Raw genomic sequence first — 19,214 nt, forward strand, 5'->3', positions numbered from 1 at the left:
TTATTTTTGAGTCGACACATGATTAGATACCTACGACTGCTATTACTCCCCTTTTCCGTGCTATATGGAATAATAGTCCTGATAAGAAATAAATTATATGATGCGGGAGTATTTAAACAAACAAGCTTTGACCTTCCGGTGATATGTGTGGGAAATCTTGTGGTAGGTGGTTCCGGCAAGAGTCCGGTTACAGAATATCTGATAAATTTATTAGCAGGAAAGCGGATAGCGGTGCTTAGCAGGGGATACGGACGTAATTCTAAGGGTTACATTGTTGCAGACCAGGCTGCTACATCAATGACTATAGGAGATGAGCCTATGCAGTTTTACCGTAAATTTCCGAACATTACTGTGGCAGTGTGCGAAGACAGGGTAAAAGGCATCAATCGGCTCAAAGAAACACATGACCTGATCATCCTTGATGATGCCTTTCAGCACAGGAGTGTAAAACCCGGATTCAGTATTCTGTTATTTGAATTTCAGAAATTACAGCATCCACAGTTCCTGCTGCCTGCAGGCAATCTGAGGGAGTCATTTAGTGGTTACCACCGTGCCCAGGCTTTACTGGTTACCAAAGCCCCTCAGGGCATCACAGAAATGCAGCGGTCAGCTTGTGCGGCAAAGTTTGACACGGATTCAGCCAACAGGCTTTCGTTCTCCTACCTTACCTATCATGACCTGGTCCATCTTACACTTTCCGAAAAAAGATCCTGTTCTTCTATCTCTGTTTGCACTAGCGTATTTTTGCTTACAGGTATTGCCAATCCATTGCCACTGGTCAGTTATCTAAAGCAGTATACTCAGCTTATATTTCATCATAACTATCCTGACCATTATCGATTTAGCGTTCAGAATATTTCGCTGCTTGTATCTGCTTTCAACAAGAATCCATCGCAGGATAAAATCATCATAACAACAGAAAAGGATGCGCAGCGTTTATTAGATAATACTTTAAAGGAATTACTGTTAAATTTGCCAGTCTATTATTTGCCGGTCAAAATAGCGTTAACTGACGAAGATAGAATTACATTTGACAACAAGATCATAGAATATGTTTCAAGCACTACACGAAACCGTTGAATATATAAAGCGTAAAACAAATAATTACGCTCCCGAAATCGGAATAGTTCTGGGTACAGGCCTTGGGGGACTGGTCAATGATATTCAGATAGAACATCAGCTGATGTATGCCAATATCCCAAATTTCCCGATCTCAACTCTGGAATTCCACTCAGGTAAATTAATCTTTGGCCAATTGAACGGAAAAAAAGTAGTTGCCATGCAGGGCAGGCTTCATTATTATGAAGGGTATTCCATGCAGCAGATTACCTTTCCTATACGGGTCATGAAAGTGCTCGGTATAGCCCACCTTTTTGTCTCTAATGCAGCAGGCTCACTCAATTCGGAATTTAAAAAGGGTGATCTCATGGTTATCAATGACCACATCAACCTCCAGCCTGAAAGCCCGTTGCGTGGCAGCAATGATACAGATATGGGCCCGAGGTTTCCTGACATGAGCCAGCCCTACAACAGAAAACTTATCCATAGCGCAATAAAGATTGCCAAAGAGCACAACATTACCTGCCATCAGGGCGTTTACATTGCCGTAACAGGACCAAATCTTGAAACTAAGGCAGAATACAATTATCTTAGGATCATTGGTGGCGATGCAGTGGGAATGAGTACGGTACCCGAAGTAATTGTAGCCAACCATATGAGTATACCCGTATTTGCGATCTCGGTTTTGACAGACGAAGGCTTTCCTGAAGTGCTTCAGCCCGTAAGCCTTGAAGAGATACTGAAAACTGCAAAAGCCGCAGAACCTAAGATGACTAAAATATTGAGCCAGTTAATTTCGACGATATAATGTATAAAAACATTGCCTTATTTGTTTTTTGCCTTGCCATGTTTGTTAGTGGTGAATTGTTTGCCCAGGATCTGAAGACTAAGGTTAATGAGAATAAAGAGCTGGATTCTTTAAGAAAAAAGGAAGAAGAGGGGAAAGATTCTGTCATTTTCACTTCAAAATATATCAGATATACCACACTCCGGCTCACAAAAGATAGCATACAGACTGTACAGCTTGATACCTCATTGACCGGTATACATAATTTCAGTGTACTTATACAACCACGAAATCCAACCCAGGGCCTGGGCAACCTGGGCCTGTCTGCCTTGCCGCTTTTATTCGAGCCTGTCAAGACCATTGGCTTTGACGCAGGATTCCACACCCTTGACTATTATGCAATGACACAGGATGATGTGAAGTACTACCAGGCAAGGGCGCCATTTACAAGCCTTTACTATGTTAATGCCGGTGAAAAGGAACAGGTCTTTAAAGTTGTCCATTCTCAAAACATTAAAAAGAACTGGAATTTCGGGGCCAATTACAACAGGATAGGAGCAAATGGAGAATACCGGCGTCAGCGGGGTGATCACCTGAATGCGGCCCTGTTTACCTGGTATCAAAGTCCCAATAAACGGTACAACCTATGGGCCAGCGGCGTCTTTAATACGCTAAAGGCTCAGGAGAATGGATCTACTACAAATGATTCCATCTTTTCAGCTAATGCACTCGATATAGCCAGAGAATCTGAATTAGTACGCTTGTCCGATGCGAGGCGGATTTACCGTCAGAACTCACTAATGCTCAAACAAACTTTTTTTGTGGGACGCATAGACAGCCTGGCGCAGGAGATCACAAAGAAAATATTACCTACCAATAAGATCTCTTACACTTTTAAGTACAATACCAATTCTTATGCCTTTCAGGATGCATCAGACGACCGTAGTATTTTATCCCTGGGCAGGGCCTCCCTGCAGACATATACCAACGACAGCACCAGCTACAAACAAATACAAAACGAATTTATTTATAGCTTTTTTCTTCGTTCAAAGGGCAGTGCACTCATTAAAAATGAGCTGAAAATAGATGCAGGGATCAGACATGACTTTTATAATTACGCACAGCGGGTACTTTACCCGGAGGGAACAAATTACTATAATTATACTTCTTCCTTCCAGAATGTAAGTTTACTAGGGTTTGCAGGATACAGATTTAGTAACCGAATCGATTTGAACCTGGATCTTCAGCAAATCTTTCAGGGTAGGCACATAGGAGACTTCCTATATGAAGCCAAGAGCAATGTGTTGTTGAGTAAATCGGTTGGGCGGGTGGTATTAGGTGCCTACTTCCAGAACAAATCTCCTGAAGAGATCTATGAAAGGTATTTCGGAAATCACCTCGACTGGGTGAATAAGCAGTTTGAACGCACCAAAACCATTAATTTTTCTTTCAACTATCTCAATGACAAGCTTAAACTGGATGCCGGGGTTCAGTACTTTTTAATAGATAAGTACCTTTATTTTGAACAAGGCGAAATTGGTGCCAGCATGATTAAGCCAGCTCAGTCTACTGCGGCGATCAATCTGTTCAAAATAACTTTAGGCAAAAAGTTTTCATATGGTAAATTCAGACTGGATACTTATGTTGTCTATCAGAAAACAGACAATGAGAACATTTTAAGAACACCGGAAGTTTATACCTTCAACAGCTTTTATGTAGATCAAACCCTTTTTAAGGTGCTCAGAGCTAATATTGGTTTTGATGTGCGGTACAATACGCCATACAAAGCGTACCGCTACTCAGTAGCAGCGGGACAATTTTACATAGGTTCTGAAGAAACGTTTACCAGCATACCAATTATCGATGTATGGTTTAAGGCAAGTTTGAGAAGGGCCAATATTTTTGTGAAATGCGATTATGTAAACCAGGGCTATCCGCTAAACGGCTATTACACAGTAGACAGGTACCCAATGCAAGACCGGTCGCTCTTTAAGTTTGGGGTAAGCTGGAATTTTTACGACTAGTATTAGGTCTTTTGAGGTTTCTTTTTTGCTGCTGGAAACAGCACATTGTTTAGTATCAAACGGTACCCGGCCGAGTTCGGGTGTAAGTTAAGGTCGGTAGGAGGGTCGCCCACCTCATGTTGATAGTCTTCAGGATCATGTCCGCCATAAAATGTAAATCGTCCCTTTCCTATTTCTCCATTTAAATAGCGCACTTCTTCAGCACCTTTATTTTCTCCAAGTACGGTGATGTTAGGTTTTACCAGCCCTTTTCTAAAGGCCGTTGTCTGGCCCATAAATCCTTTAACTACTTTATCATGGTTTTGTGTAAGCATGGTAGGTACCTGGTCCCACTTGGCAGAGAAGTCAAATAATGTAAAGAAGTCATTCGTCTGGTTAAGGGTTCTCGTTTGTGTGGCATCTATATTGGAAAATTCGTAATTACGGGGATTTATATCCAGTTTGAAATCTTTGAAAGCAACCGTTTTATTAAAATCAAGTTTATCCTGGGCATGTGGGTCGGCCGCATCACCGTCAAACATGCTTTCACAGATATCAACCCCATCGGCGCTGAGTGCTATGTCAAAACTATCTGTTCCGGAGCACATTGCGAAGAGAAACCCTCCCCCTGCACAGAATTCTTTGATGCGTTTGGCTACTTCAAGTTTCATTTCAGAGACCTTTTTAAAGCCATTTTTCTTTGCTGCGGCCTCCTGGTTTTTAACATCATCCCTGTACCATGTTGCGTTTCTAAAATTGGCCCAGAACCTTCCGTATTGGCCCGTGAAATCTTCATGGTGCAGGTGCAGCCAGTCATAGCTACTTAGTTTATCTTTTAGTACATCGTCATCATAGATCACTTCATATGGGATTTCTGCATAAGTAAGCACCAGCGTTACGGCATCATCCCAGGGAAGTTTACTTTTTGGAGAGTAGACCGCCATCTTTGGGGCTTTCTCAAGCTTTATCAGTTCCATGTTTACTTCCGGATCACTGATCTCGTTTAATATCGCAGTTACCTTGCCGTCAGCTACTACCTGATAGGAAATACCTCTTATCTTACATTCATCTTCCACGCCTTTATTGTAAGCAATTAAAAAGCTGCCACCACGATAATTAAGTAACCAGCTTACGTCGGCACTTTGCTTGATACTCCAGTAAGCAATCCCGTATGCTTTGAGGTGATTTTTTTGGCCTTCATCCATGTAAATGAGAATAGACGATGACTTAGCTATCAGGCTACAGAATAACAGAAAAAATAAAATAGGGATTTGTCTGATAGTCATAAAAAAAGGTATGGAAGCGAATGTAACTATATAACGCTACATAAAAAAGTAAATTATCATCCGATGTCAGGCCTGCACCCTCCTTGCACAAGACCTGAACCTTATTCAATAATCAATCAATGATAAGCATGCTATGAATCCGCATTATTACGGAAAAAGGCGGCCTCAATGCGGGTTTAACGGGGGCTCAATGCGGGGTCATCTAGAACCCATATGCAACCTGCTAACAAATTATGTCGTTTATCCCTTTTCAATACCGGGGTAGTAACCACACAATATAGCCATAAAAAATGGAATTTAAGACCTTAAAGACCGTAATTGAATATAGATTTACTGAAAATTCATATATTTATTGAAAACTATTATTCATGAAAAAAACCCTCTTATTATTACCTCTTGTGGTATTACTCTCGATGGGAGTATCAGCCCAGGATAAAAAGAAGGCATTGGCCACTGCCGATTCCTTAAAGAAAGTGCTTGCCCCTCCTGCAAAAGTGGGCATTGCCGAAAAAATTAAATCGAGCAAGAAGATTGACGGTCTCTTTACACTGTATAAAGATACAGTTACGGGAAGCTTGCAGTTGTACATTAAAAAAGGCCAACTGGACAAAGATTATATTTATCAGAGCTTTTCTATGGGCGGGCCTACTACACTGTACCTGAACCAGAATATGATCAGAAATACCATGTTGTTTTATGTTAAGAAGCGTAATGATAAAATTGAATTCCTGCAGAAAAATACCAGCTTTTATTATGACAAGAACAATCCCGTAAGCAAAGCTGCCAATGTCGATGTTTCTGACGCGGTATTTTATAGCGATAAGTTTAGCGCAGAAGACAAAGACGGGTATCTTGTCTCAGTAGACGGGTTGTTTATTGGAGATAAATTGGATCCAATAAAACCTGTTTATCCTCCTACTATGCCTCCGGGAGCAGTTTTTAACCTGGGAAATTTGAATACTTCCAAATCAAACTACACTAAAGTAAGGTCTTTTCCGCACAATACAGATGTGGTAGTAGACCTTGCATATGACAATCCGGTGCCGATGAACACAGGAGGAAAGGATATCACAGATGCGCGTTACGTACGTATCAAAATGCAACATTCTTTTCTTGAAGTACCTAAAAATGACTTTCGCCCACGTCGTGATGATCCGAGGGTAGGTTATTTTGGGGCTGAGGTAGATGACCTTACTTCCATTTCATCTACTCCATACAAAGATTTTATCAGTCGCTGGTATTTGAAAAAGAAAGATCCTAATGCCAAGCTCAGTGAGCCGGTAGCGCCTATCGTTTTTTGGATCGAAAATACTACGCCATTCGAATACAGGGAGATTATAAAAGAGGCTGGTGAAAAATGGAATGAGGCATTTGAAAAAGCTGGCTTTAAGAATGCGGTAGTGATGAAAATCCAACCGGATACTGCTACCTGGGATCCTGCCGATATTTCTTACAATGTGATACGCTGGGTTTCTTCTGCTTATCCCTCTTATGGTGCCATTGGGCCAAGTTTCTTTAACCCGTTGACAGGCCAAATCCTGGGTGCAGACATTACTGTAGAATGGCGTTCGGGTGCAGGCACGCCTGTACTGGATGACCTGTTTAACGCAGGTAAGGCAAGCTTACAGTTGCCATGGGAAAATCCGGCAGCAGCGATAGCTGCAGATCAGCAGCACAATAATGGTTTTAGTAAAAGTCATATGGCTAGCTGCAATCTGGCACATGAACTTGGTATGCAATATCAAACAGGTATTACCGCCATTGAAGCCCTTGATGCAGATGCACCTGAGGCAGTCAGAGCAGATCAGGTACGCGAAATGCACAAGCAGTTTTTGTATTACCTGATCATGCATGAAATGGGGCATACGCTTGGCTTAAATCATAACATGAAAGCCAGTCAGATGCTTAGTCCTAAAGAAATGAATGATGTCTCAATTACCCATAAAATAGGCTTGCAGGGTTCTGTAATGGATTACCCTGCCATCAATGTGAGCAGTGACCGCAGCAAGCAAGGCGATTATTATACTACCAAAGCAGGGCCGTACGACTGGTGGGCAATTGAGTATGGCTATACTCCCTTCACAGAATCAGAGGAAGAAGCAGGATTAAACAAGATCCTGAGCCGTAGTACAGATCCACAACTTGCTTTTGGCAATGATGCAGACGATATGAGAAGCCCTGGTGGAGGTATAGATCCACGGGTAAATATAAACGACCATACAAATGATATGGTGACCTATGGTGAAGACAGGTTTAAACTGATCAATACCATGATGCCGAAGCTAAAGGAAAGGTTTAGCAAACCTAATCAGAGTTATCAGGAACTGCGTGTCAGATACGGACAGTTGAACGGGCAGCGCAACAGTATGGCAGCTGCTTTGAGCCGTTTTATTGGCGGGGTTTATGTAGACAGGAGTTTTGTGGGGCAGGATACTAAAACAACACCATTTACACCAGTGCCGGTAGCTTATCAGAAGAAAGCACTGGATCTGCTGGGCAAATATGTATTTGCACCTGATGCATTTGATTCAGATACTGAATTGTTTCCTTATCTTCAGATACAGCGCAGGGGATTTAACTTCTTTGGTAACAATGAAGACATTAAACCGCTAAACAGCTTTATGTCTATGCAGTTGAGTACCCTTGCACAGATTCTGCATCCAAATACGCTTAACAGGATTAGCAATAGTGGATTGTATGGCAATAAATATTCGGTTGCAAGTGTGATGAGTGATCTGTCGGAGGATATCTTTGAAGCAGATCTTAAAAGCAATGTAAATGCATTCCGTCAAAACCTGCAAACGGAGTTTATAAAGGCGACCATTGCCATTGTTGGAGCTCCGGCAGGCTATGATAATCCTAGTAAAGCAGCAGCACTTGCTACGCTCATCAAAGTAAAAGAGCAGTTGGCAGGCGCTTCAGGTGGTGATGAACAAACTAAAGCACACCGTGTAAATTTGATATTTTTGATAGACAAGGCATTGTCAGTGAATTAATAATAGGTTTATTTTAGCAAGGACCGTCTCATTTTGAGGCGGTTTTTTTTTGGACAGCAAGCAATGAACAGGAAGGGTTAGTATTCTGAACATTTGAGAAAAATATTTTATTTACACGCAATAACAGGCTAAGCCTAACGTTTTTATAGGAAAGGGGAATCAATTTATTTCAAGATTATTGATAAATGATACGTAGTTTTTATCTAAGTTTGCCCTTCACAAAAAATTACGATGAGCAAAGCCATAATTAAGACAGATAAAGGTAACATGATTGTTGAGTTTTACGAACAGGATGCACCTATAGCAGTAGCTAACTTTAAAAAGCTGGCTAGTGAAGGATTTTATGACGGGATTACTTTCCATAGAGTGATTCCAAATTTTATGATACAGGGCGGATGTCCTAATTCGAAAGATCCTTCCAAAGCACACCTGGCAGGTACAGGTGGGCCTGGTTATAAAATTGATTGCGAATTAACAGGCGAAAATCAATATCATGACCGTGGGGTGTTGTCTATGGCACATGCCGGCAGAAATACAGGTGGATCCCAGTTTTTTATCTGCCACAGTCGCGATAATACGGCACATTTGGACAGAAACCATACCTGCTTTGGTAAGGTAATAGAAAATATAGATATTGTTGACGACATCAGACAGGGTGATAAGATTGTAGGTATAGACGTAATAGAAGATTAATATGAATTTAAGAGGAATAGTAGCAGTATCGGGAAGGCCGGGATTGTATAGGCTGGTAGGACAAAACAAGGGCGGATACGTTCTTGAAAGCCTGGATGCCCAAAAAGTTAAAATTGTAACCAATATTACTACAACTAAGCTGGCGTCATTAGAAGACATTACTGTTTATGGTCAGGATGATGATCTTAAGCTGGTAGACGTACTGGCCAATATCAAGGCTGCAAAAAGTAATGTTCCTGATGCAAAATCAGATGTAAATGCTTTAAAATCGTTTTTTAAAGAAGTTGCGCCAGATCATGATGATGATAAAGTGTATACTTCTGATATGAAAAAAATCATTACCTGGTACCACATACTAAAGGATCTTCCTTTGTTTGTGGAGGATGCCCCGGCAGTTATTCCTGATCAGGAAGGAATAAAAGGAGAAGATAAGGTGGAGAAAAAGCCAAAGGCTACATCCAAACCATCCAATGCAAAAGCTCCTTCTAAAACTGCACAGCCAGCTAAAAAGGCAAATATGACAAGTAAAAAAGGGGTTTAATCAACCCCTTTTTTTTATTACCCCAGATACCATAATGCCAGTAGGGCAATCGCTGAAATAACAATGGCAATGATATAGCCTAAGCGGTCTTTTTTTCTGTCGCTTTTAAACTTATATTTTCTTTTAAAATCTCCTGGTAACTGCATTTTGATTCTCCTTTATATAATGATGACTGGCAGATTAAAATTCCACAAATTTATTGATGATGGTAGGGCTCACCTTTTAGAATGGTAAACGCCCGGTAAAGTTGTTCTGTAAAGAAAAGGCGGACCATCTGATGGGAGAAGGTCATTGCAGAGAGCGAGATACTTCCATTGGCCCTTTTGTAAATTTGTTCGTCAAAGCCATATGGCCCACCGATGATAAACACCAGGTGCTGCACACTGCCGATCATTTGTTTGTTCAGGTAATTTGCAAACAGTACGGATGTATAGGTTTTACCATTCTCATCAAGCAGGATTAGGGTATCAGCATTGCTGACCTGCTTGAGGATCAGTTCCGCTTCTTTGCTTTTTTGTTGCGCTTCGGTTAAGCTCTTAGTGTTTTTTAGTTCAGGAATTACCAGCATATTGAAGCCAATATAATGCTTTAACCGGTTGATGTATTTTTCGATACCTTCTATCAGGTACTTATCTTCTGTTTTTCCAACTACCAATAAACTGATCTTCATTTACATTATCTTTATGTGCTTATATCACGTAACATCTATGAGGAAGAGTTGTCAAAATAGCCCTTCCTAAAAATGATAAAGATAATGGTAAAAACAAAATATAACGTCTTAACCGCTTACCAAAATAGTGCAGATAAGCAACAATCACTAATCGATGACCTTAAAAAAAAGCTGAATCGGATCTCCTTCTCCAGACTCGGACTTTTTATCCTCGAGATCCTGATCGTTGCACTCATTATCAGCCTGGGTTTTTTCTGGTATTTTGGAGTGCTTGCAGTTGTTCCCGTCTTTTTCTTCCTGATTCTTATAAAGCGGCAGGCCAGGGTCCAGAATGAACTGGATTATGCTTTACAGCTCCTGTGGGTTTATCAGAACGAAATAGACCAACTTACCACAGGAAAGAATGGATATGCCGATGGCGACCTGTATAGTGATGAACAGCACCCATACACTGGTGATTTAGATATTTTGGGCCCAAGGTCAGTATATGCCAATGTCAACAGGTGTAATACCACTGCGGGTTTGGACCTGCTGGCCTCAGGTTTGCTGGCACCGGCAGAAAAAATTACGATAGAATTGCGGCAAGAAGCTATAAAAGAGCTGGTCGCTCATATAGATGAAACCTATCATTTTCGCGCAGAGCTGCAAAATCATAAGCCAAGCCAATTGGAAATTATAAAGGATAAACTGGTGCATCAGCTTCCTTTACAATTGGGCTTTGCCAGAAGCAGACTGTTGAAAACATATGTAAGTGCAGTGCCTTTTTTAACAGTTGGATTGCTGGTTTTGGGAGTTTTGTTTGGAGGAGTAATGTGGAATGTGTTTGCTTTGATAGCGGTATTCAATGCCGGCCTGACATTCTTTAACCTTAGTGATATTAATAAGGTGTATTACGGTTTTACAGGGAGCTCCAATCAGCTCAACGCCTTTGCAGGTACCATTAAATGGACAGAAGATGTCGACTGGCAAAGTCAGTATATAAAAGATATGTTTAAGGAAGAGGATTCGGGGAAAGCTGCAAGTCCTGTCAGCACACAGATAAGGCAGCTCACCTCCATCATACAAGCCTTTGATGCGCGATTAAATATTCTGGTAAGTTTGGTGCTGAACCTGTTTCTTTTATGGGACCTTAAATGTTCGGTCAGGTTGGCCGACTGGCATTCCATGTCTTCAGTGTCGCTTGTTCATGGTTTGTATAGAATCAGTCAGTTTGAAGAACTGATTTCATTCGCCACTTTAACACACAATCATCCAGACTGGAATTTTCCAGTCATCGAAGATACATTTCAATTACATGCAGTTGGACTTGGACATCCACTAATTAATGAAAAGGAGCGTGTTTTAAATAATTTTGAACTCGCTGTACAACCTACTGTTGACATTGTTACCGGATCTAATATGGCAGGAAAGAGTACATTTCTGCGTACCCTGGGGGTCAATATGGTTCTTGGGTTTGCAGGCGCACCAGTATGTGCTGATAGCATGTCACTTTCTATATTTAAGGTATTTTCTTACATGCGCATCAAGGATTCATTGAACGATCACACGTCCACCTTTAAAGCTGAACTGAACCGCTTAAAAATGATTCTCGATGCCATCAGCAATATTCCCAATTCCTTTGTACTGATCGATGAAATGTTACGTGGTACAAACAGTAAAGATAAATACCTCGGTTCTAAGGTGTTTATTGAAAAATTGATATCACAAAATACACCTGCTTTATTTGCTACTCATGACTTGCAACTTTCTGAGATGGAGGTGGACTATCCTCAGAATATTAGAAATTACCACTTTGATATCCAGATGGCAGAAGATGAAATGAGGTTTGATTACAAGCTGAAACATGGGCCTTGCAAAACATTTAATGCAGCGCTGTTGCTGAAGCAGATAGGGCTATCCTTATAAAAAACTTACGAAAGGCAGTAAACATAAAAACTCCTGCCGTAAGCAGGAGTTTTAAATACTATAGGTGTAGCATATGCTGGTTAAGCATTTTTAGCTGCTGCTTCTCTGCGGATGATGTTTAGCGCACCACCTGCTTTGAACCATTCTATCTGTTGTGTGTTGTAACTATGGTTTACCAAAATTTCCTCCTTAGTGCCATTCGCATGGTTTAATGCCAGTACAAGTGGTACGTTTGGAGTAAATGTAGTTAAGCCTATGATGTCGATCACATCATCTTCCAGTATTTTATCGTAATCATCTTTAATGGAAAATGTAAGGCCAAGCATTCCCTGTTTTTTAAGGTTGGTCTCATGAATACGCGCAAATGATTTTACTAAAACCGCACGGACACCTAAGTGACGTGGTTCCATGGCTGCATGTTCACGGCTTGATCCTTCACCATAGTTTTCATCTCCTACCACAATCGCACCCAGGCCTGCGGCTTTGTAGGCGCGCTGAGTTGCCGGTACAGGGCCATACTCGCCTGTCAGGCTGTTTTTAACAAAGTCAGTTTTCTCATTGTAGAAGTTAACAGCACCTATCAGCATATTGTTGGAGATGTTGTCCAGATGGCCACGGAATTTTAACCAAGGACCGGCCATAGAGATATGATCGGTAGTACATTTTCCTTTAGCCTTGATCAGTAGTTTTAAACCCTTAAGGTCAGTTCCTTCCCATGCTGCAAAAGGATCCAGCAATTGCAGACGATGCGAGGTAGGAGATACCAGTACCTGTACGCCGCTACCATCTATTGAAGGAGCCTGATAGCCTGCGTCTTCAACGGCATAACCGTTTACCGGCAGCTCATCGCCTTTTGGCGGATCCAGTTTAACCTGTTCGCCGTTGTTATTGGTCAATGTGTCTGTAAGTGGATTAAAACCTAAATTCCCGGCAATAGCAATTGCCGCTACGATTTCTGGGGAAGTTACGAACGCAAAAGTATTTGGATTACCGTCAGCACGTTTAGCAAAGTTCCTGTTAAACGAATGTACAATGGTATTTTTTTCTTGTTTTTCGGCGCCAACTCTGTCCCACATACCGATGCATGGTCCGCAGGCATTGGTAAAGATGGTGGCGTTTAAAGCTTCGAATGTCCCCAATAACCCATCACGGTTTGCCGTGTAGCGTACTTGTTCAGATCCTGGGTTGATGCCAAAATCTGCTTTTATTGTTAAGCCTTTGTCAATTGCCTGCTGTGCTATAGAGGCTGCCCTCGACAGATCCTCATATGAGGAATTTGTACAAGAGCCAATCAGTCCCCATTCTACTTTTAATGGCCACCCGTTTGCCTCGGCTACCTCTTTCATTTTAGAGATAGGTGTAGCAAGGTCAGGAGTAAATGGTCCGTTCAGGTAAGGTTCAAGTTCAGACAGGTTGATCTCAATCAGCTGGTCAAAATATTTTTCTGGTTCAGCATATACTTCAGGATCACCGGTTAAGTGTTCTTTTATTTCATTTGCAGCATCGGCTACTTCAGCTCTGTCTGTAGCACGCAGATAACGTTCCATGCTCTCGTCATAGCCAAAAGTTGAGGTGGTAGCACCTATCTCGGCCCCCATGTTACAAATAGTTCCTTTGCCTGTACAGCTCATGCCGGTAGCGCCATCACCAAAATATTCAACAATAGCACCGGTACCACCTTTTACAGTAAGGATACCAGCCACTTTAAGGATCACATCTTTGGCAGAGGTCCAGCCGCTTAGTTTTCCGGTCAGCTTTACGCCTATTAGTTTAGGGAATTTGAGTTCCCATGGAAGGCCTGCCATTACGTCACAGGCATCAGCACCGCCTACACCGATAGCGACCATACCCAGGCCACCTGCATTTACCGTGTGCGAATCTGTACCGATCATCATTCCACCCGGAAAGGCATAGTTTTCCAGCACTACCTGGTGAATAATACCTGCGCCCGGTTTCCAGAAACCGATGCCATATTTATCTGAAACTGAAGCCAGGAAATCGAATACTTCTTTGCTTTCTGTATTTGCTGCAGGCAAATCAATGGCTGCACCATTTTTTGCAGTAATTAAGTGGTCACAGTGAACCGTTGAGGGAACAGCCACTTTAGGTCTGCCGGCCTGCATGAATTGCAATAAAGCCATCTGCGCAGTAGCATCTTGCATGGCAACACGGTCAGGAGCAAAATCTACATAGTCTGTACCTCTTGAATAAGCGGTACTTGCATTTCCATCCCAAAGGTGGGTGTAAAGTATTTTTTCTGAGAGTGTTAAAGGTCTGCCTACTAATTTACGTGCCGCTTCTGTGCGTGGGCCAAAGTTTGCATACACCTTTTTGATCATTTCTATATCAAAAGCCATTGATAATTAGTGTTAAAAGGGTAAGTATTTTGTTATTTTTAGCGAATTTACAAAAAAAAACAGGGGTATGAGATCATATGTATATCATTATATTATTTATACTTTTTCTAAATAGGGTGTTGCTTCAAGAATTGCCGCGTTTATAAATTATTACCGGTCATTTATGGACACAGCTGTCCGGTATTGAACAGCTTTCTTTTGTTTTTCATTGCTAATTGGCTGACGATCAGATATTTGTTTTGTTGTTGTGTTTTGGTCTAAACTTGGTATGTACCTTATTATCAGAGTGTATTAAATTGATAACCCTGAGCGGCAAAATATTCCAGTACTTTTGGTAAAGCATGCTTTATCCTGTCGGAAGCTTTAAAACTGTCATGAAAAACGATAATCGATCCATTTTTTGCATATTTGATGACGTTTTTGTGGCATGCCTCCGCGCTAATGGACTGATCAAAATCACCACTCAGAATATCCCACATGATAATTTCCATTTCGGGATAGACTGATTTGATCTTCGAGATCTGTGATTTATTGATGCGGCCGTAAGGGGGGCGAAAGAGGTTTGTGCCGGTCAGTTCCTGACACATCCTGAAGTTTGCCAGGTAGGTTTCATCCGGTGTTTTCCACCCTTTCAGGTGGTTAAAGGTATGATTGCCGATCTGGTGCCCATCGTTCTTTATTTTATTAAATATATCCGGATGTTTGCAAATGTTATCTCCTATGCAAAAAAATGTAGCTTTTGCGTTAAAGCTTTTTAAAGTTTTTAGCACGAATTCTGTAACATCCGGTATGGGTCCATCGTCAAAGGTCAAATAAATAACTTTATGTTCCCGGCTTTTGTTCCAGGTCAGCGATGGGTAATACCATTTTAATAAAAGTGGAGATTTTACCAGGTACATATGTAAAGGTAGTAAAATACCATGTTGTACCCTAAAATTTACAAATTGAGTAAGTTGTTTATGTTATTATTGTGTGAAAATTAAATTATGAAGAAGTTTCCCCTAGTATTGTCTTTTGTTTTTCTGGTTGGGTTTGTTCAGCAATCTGTAGGGCAGGAGGTGATAACCATAGAGCAGGCAATAGAAAAAACGCTGTCTAATAACCTGCAGGTTAAACAATCGCAATTAAGTGAAAGTTTATCAGACGAGAATTTAAAGCAATCAAAAAATGCACTGTTACCCACATTAAATGGTAACGGTGGGTACAATATTAATTTTGGACGTAGTGTCGATCCTTCTACCAATCAATTTAACAGTCAGAAGTTCTCCTCCTTTAATGGCGGCGTATCGACAGGTATTGATATTTTTAATGGTTTTCAAAAGATCAACCAGATCAGGCAAAATAAACTTTTGCTAGATGCTGATAAAACCAATACAGAAAAAGTAAAGAACGACCTGATCCTGCAGGTGGTGACCTCCTATTTACAGATATTGTACAACAAGGATTTTCTGAGAGCAGCAGAACAGCAGCTTGCAGTAGCAAAGCAGCAGCTGACACGCGAACAGGAATTGCTGGATGTGGGAAATAAGACGCTGGCTGATCTTTCACAGGCCAAGTCTCAATTGGCCACAGCAGAATTGAATGTGACCAATGCTACGAATGACCTGACTATATCTTATATTACGCTTGCACAGTTGATGGACATTCCTTCCTCTACTGTTTATTCGGTAAGTGCACCGGTGTTGCAAAGCTTTAATAAGCCATCTTCCGATTATAATCCTGAGGACGTTTATAGCTCTGCAATGAAATCGAATCCTGATATAAAGCTTGCCGCTATACGTACTGAAGCTTCTAAAGCTGGAATAGATATCGCAAAGGGCAACTATTATCCTACGCTATCGTTCGGTGCTGGTCTGAATACAAATTATTCAAGTGGAAGAGACCGGGTGCTCAATACTATTCAAAACGGATTTAGGGAAATTGGCAGGACTCAGACTACAAACGAAGCTGTGCTTACACCAGATTTCACAGCCTTAACAGAAGCCTACAGGTTTAATGATCAGCTTAGAGATAATTTTGGTCAGTATGTAGGGGTAAGCTTGCGGGTGCCTATCTTTAATGGTTTCTCTGCCAGGTCTACCGTGAGGAGGGCGCGGATTAATTATTTGCAAAATCAGACTCAGGAACAACTGGCACATAATAACCTAAACAAAGTTATCTATCAGGCGGTTGCAGATTTGAAAGCTGCAGGAAGCCGTTTCACATCTACTACCAATACCTTCCTGGCACAAAAAGATGCATTCAATGTAATAGAACAACGGTATGCAGTAGGCCTGGTAAATTCTTTGGATTACAGTACATCACAAACTAATTTAAATAAAGCAGAAATAGATATGATCCAGGCCAAATATGACTTGCTGTTCAGGGCCAAGCTGATAGATTACTATTTAGGCAAACAAATAATTTTCTAGTCTAATTAGTAAGGCTTGATGATACAATATATTAAATAACAAATAAAGCAAATGAAACTAAAACCTATATTAATCGCTCTGGCAATAATAGTCGCCTTATTGGCCATTGCAAAATTCACTGGCCTGATCGGAGGTGAAAAAGCTGAAAAGATAACGACTGAGAAGGCAACGACTAAGAATGTTATTGAAACAGTGACCGCCAGTGGTAAGGTACAACCTGAAACCGAAGTAAAATTAAGCTCTGAGGTGTCGGGCGAGGTTACTGAACTATTGGTAAAAGAAGGTGATGTGGTAAAAAAGGGACAACTGCTGATCAAAGTAAGGCCCGATGTATTAAAATCAGGGTATGACAGGGCTATTGCATCGAACAGCTCTCAGAAAGCAAATGTAGCAGCTACACAACAGGTTTTACAGCAAAATCAAGGGAATTTTGTAAATGCCGAGGCTACTTACAAGCGTAATGTTGAGTTGTTCAATAAAAAGGTAATATCAGCCTCAGAGTTTGATGCAGCCAAAGCAGCTTACTTAACTGCGAAAACGAACCTGGGCAGATCAAGGGAAGAAGTGACAGCTGCCAAGTTTCAACTTGCGCAGACCAGCGCCAATGTACAGGAGGCAAGCGCTAACCTTGCCAAGGCTACTATATTTGCCCCTGTTGACGGTGTGATTTCTAAATTATCAGTTGAACTTGGCGATCGTATCCTGGGAACAGCACAGATGGCCGGTACTGAGATTATGCGGATTTCAAATTTGTCTTCCATGGAAGTAAATGTGGATGTGAATGAAAATGATATCAACCGGGTAAATGTGGGTGACAATGCGGTAATCGAAGTCGATGCATTTGCTGATAAGAAATTTAAAGGTACCGTAACCGAAATAGCAAGTTCTTCTAAAGATGTGGGAACAGCTACCAGTGTTGACCAGGTGACTAATTTCAATGTTAAAGTACGCATATTGTCAGATTCTTATTCGGATATCAAAGGTGTTAACGACCTTCCTTCTCCATTCAGGCCAGGGATGTCTGCTACGGTTGATATAGAAAGCGAATCTGTAAACGGCATGGCTATTCCTATACAATCGGTATTTACGGAAGACAAGAAAAAATCGGATAAACCGGAAGAAGGAAATAACGCTGATGCGGATAAGCAAAAGTCAAAACTTGCTGATAAAGCCATCAAGCAATACGTATATGTGTTTAACAATGGTACTGTAAAACGTACTGAAGTATCTACAGGGATTCAGAACGACCAGTATATCATTGTCAAGTCAGGACTAAAATCCGGTCAGGAAGTGGTAAGTGGGCCATATTCTGCCATTCAGAATAAACTAAAGGACGGTATGAAAGTAGAAAAAACGACTAAGGATCAGTTGTTTGCTGCTCCCAAATAGAAAGTAAACATCATCAGTCATTTTAAATAAGTAAATTGCCCCGGTTTTAAAACATTAAGCCGGGGTTTTTTATTTATAAGTTATGATACCTAAAGTTACAATGATCGGTGGGGGTAGTTGGGCTACCGCAATCATAAAGATGCTGTCAGACAATGTTACACAAAAAGAGATCTTTTGGTGGATGCGCAGTGCAGAGGCAATAACGCATCTTCAAAAATATAAACACAATCCCAATTACTTAAGTTCAGTAGAAATCAGGATTCCTGAAGAGAATATTTCCAATGACCTTTCAAAAGTTATTGATACAGCCGATTATATTATTTTAAATGTACCTGCTGCCTTTCTTAAAGAAACATTGAAGGCAATTAAACCAGGGCAACTAAAAGGCAAAAAGATTATATCTGCCATAAAGGGGATTGTGCCGGATGAGAACCTGATCATCGGAGAGTTTCTCCACCAAAAATATGATATCCCATTTGAGGATGTTGTAGTGATCAGCGGCCCCTGCCATGCAGAGGAGGTAGCGCTTGAAAAGCTTTCATACCTAACTATAGCATCGGTAGATGTGGAACTTGCGGAGCTATTTGCCAGTATGTTAAGTACCAGATATATTAAGACCAATGTTTCCGATGATATTTTTGGAACTGAGTATGCGGCGGTGCTGAAGAACATTTACGCTGTTGCAAGCGGGATTTGTCACGGAGTAGGATATGGCGATAACTTTCAGGCGGTTTTGATCTCCAATGCGATCCGTGAAATTAATAGGTTTGTAAATGCTGTGCATCCCATTTCGAGGGATATTAAAGAGTCTGCTTATCTTGGAGATCTCCTTGTGACGGCTTATTCACAATTTAGCCGCAACCGGACTTTTGGCAATATGATTGGAAAGGGCTATACAGTAAAATCTGCGCAGTTAGAGATGAATATGATTGCAGAGGGATATTATGCTGCCAATTGTATGCATTATATCAATAAGAAATATAAAGTAGATATGCCCATTAGCAGGGCTGTTTATGCTATTCTTTATGAAAAACATTCGCCGCATATAGAAATGCGGTTACTTACTGAACAGCTAAATTGATAAAGCATAAAAAAGCTCCCAACAAGATAACCTGTT

At 41.0% G+C, this 19,214-nt stretch carries 14 protein-coding genes; 10 read left to right on the forward strand and 4 right to left on the reverse strand.

Features of this window, described 5'->3' with window-relative positions; genetic code table 11:
* The first annotated feature begins 18 nt into the window (after positions 1-18).
* The 3 genes from lpxK to EZ437_RS06950 are packed head-to-tail and all read left to right on the forward strand — an operon-like array spanning position 19 to position 3,870.
* Positions 19-1,080, forward strand: a complete 1,062-nt coding sequence (lpxK, locus tag EZ437_RS06940; RefSeq protein ID WP_131594523.1) for a tetraacyldisaccharide 4'-kinase — start codon at positions 19-21, stop codon at positions 1,078-1,080.
* Complete coding sequence (locus EZ437_RS06945; protein ID WP_131594525.1) at positions 1,052-1,867, forward strand: purine-nucleoside phosphorylase; 816 nt, start codon at positions 1,052-1,054, stop codon at positions 1,865-1,867. The genes lpxK and EZ437_RS06945 overlap by 29 nt, the downstream gene beginning before the upstream one ends.
* Positions 1,867-3,870 (forward strand): putative porin, encoded by a 2,004-nt coding sequence (locus EZ437_RS06950; protein WP_131594527.1) that lies wholly within the window; start codon positions 1,867-1,869, stop codon positions 3,868-3,870. Before EZ437_RS06945 ends, EZ437_RS06950 begins: the two co-directional genes overlap by 1 nt.
* Before the next feature lie 2 nt (positions 3,871-3,872).
* Here EZ437_RS06950 and EZ437_RS06955 read toward each other — a convergent pair whose 3' ends face one another.
* Positions 3,873-5,054, reverse strand: a complete 1,182-nt coding sequence (locus EZ437_RS06955; RefSeq protein ID WP_225869514.1) for an asparagine synthetase B — start codon at positions 5,052-5,054, stop codon at positions 3,873-3,875.
* 449 nt (positions 5,055-5,503) lie between these two features.
* Between EZ437_RS06955 and EZ437_RS06960 the strand changes: the two genes are divergently transcribed.
* The 3 genes from EZ437_RS06960 to EZ437_RS06970 all read left to right on the forward strand — a co-directional run bounded on the left by EZ437_RS06960 (position 5,504) and on the right by EZ437_RS06970 (position 9,365).
* Positions 5,504-8,131 (forward strand): zinc-dependent metalloprotease, encoded by a 2,628-nt coding sequence (locus tag EZ437_RS06960; RefSeq protein ID WP_131594531.1) that lies wholly within the window; start codon positions 5,504-5,506, stop codon positions 8,129-8,131.
* 231 nt (positions 8,132-8,362) lie between these two features.
* Positions 8,363-8,824 (forward strand): peptidylprolyl isomerase, encoded by a 462-nt coding sequence (locus EZ437_RS06965; RefSeq protein ID WP_131594533.1) that lies wholly within the window; start codon positions 8,363-8,365, stop codon positions 8,822-8,824.
* Between the two features lies 1 nt (position 8,825).
* A complete protein-coding gene (locus EZ437_RS06970) occupies positions 8,826-9,365 on the forward strand; it encodes a DUF5606 family protein (protein WP_131594535.1) in 540 nt (179 codons plus the stop codon).
* Between the two features lie 196 nt (positions 9,366-9,561).
* Here EZ437_RS06970 and rlmH read toward each other — a convergent pair whose 3' ends face one another.
* Complete coding sequence (gene rlmH / locus EZ437_RS06975) at positions 9,562-10,035, reverse strand: 23S rRNA (pseudouridine(1915)-N(3))-methyltransferase RlmH (protein WP_131594537.1); 474 nt, start codon at positions 10,033-10,035, stop codon at positions 9,562-9,564.
* An 84-nt stretch (positions 10,036-10,119) separates the two neighbouring features.
* Between rlmH and EZ437_RS06980 the strand changes: the two genes are divergently transcribed.
* A complete protein-coding gene (locus EZ437_RS06980; RefSeq protein WP_131594539.1) occupies positions 10,120-11,940 on the forward strand; it encodes a MutS-related protein in 1,821 nt (606 codons plus the stop codon).
* An 80-nt stretch (positions 11,941-12,020) separates the two neighbouring features.
* Here the strand turns inward: EZ437_RS06980 and EZ437_RS06985 are convergent, their stop codons facing one another.
* Positions 12,021-14,297, reverse strand: coding sequence for an aconitate hydratase (locus EZ437_RS06985; protein ID WP_131594541.1), 2,277 nt, complete (start codon positions 14,295-14,297; stop codon positions 12,021-12,023).
* Positions 14,298-14,578: 281 nt separating this feature from the next.
* On the reverse strand, positions 14,579-15,196 hold the full coding sequence (locus EZ437_RS06990; RefSeq protein WP_131594543.1) for a polysaccharide deacetylase family protein: 618 nt from the start codon (positions 15,194-15,196) through the stop codon (positions 14,579-14,581).
* Positions 15,197-15,283: 87 nt separating this feature from the next.
* On the opposite strand from EZ437_RS06990, the gene EZ437_RS06995 reads away from it, so the two are divergent.
* The 3 genes from EZ437_RS06995 (at position 15,284) to EZ437_RS07005 (ending at position 19,178) form a co-directional block, all read left to right on the forward strand.
* Complete coding sequence (locus EZ437_RS06995) at positions 15,284-16,708, forward strand: TolC family protein (protein ID WP_131594545.1); 1,425 nt, start codon at positions 15,284-15,286, stop codon at positions 16,706-16,708.
* Positions 16,709-16,759: 51 nt separating this feature from the next.
* Entirely contained in the window at positions 16,760-18,097 is a 1,338-nt protein-coding gene (locus tag EZ437_RS07000; RefSeq protein WP_131594547.1) for an efflux RND transporter periplasmic adaptor subunit, read from the forward strand.
* An 82-nt stretch (positions 18,098-18,179) separates the two neighbouring features.
* Positions 18,180-19,178 (forward strand): NAD(P)H-dependent glycerol-3-phosphate dehydrogenase, encoded by a 999-nt coding sequence (locus tag EZ437_RS07005; protein ID WP_131594549.1) that lies wholly within the window; start codon positions 18,180-18,182, stop codon positions 19,176-19,178.
* Positions 19,179-19,214: the final 36 nt, after the last annotated feature.

The organism is Pedobacter psychroterrae, assembly GCF_004331695.1.
Classification (GTDB): Bacteria; Bacteroidota; Bacteroidia; order Sphingobacteriales; family Sphingobacteriaceae; genus Pedobacter; species Pedobacter psychroterrae.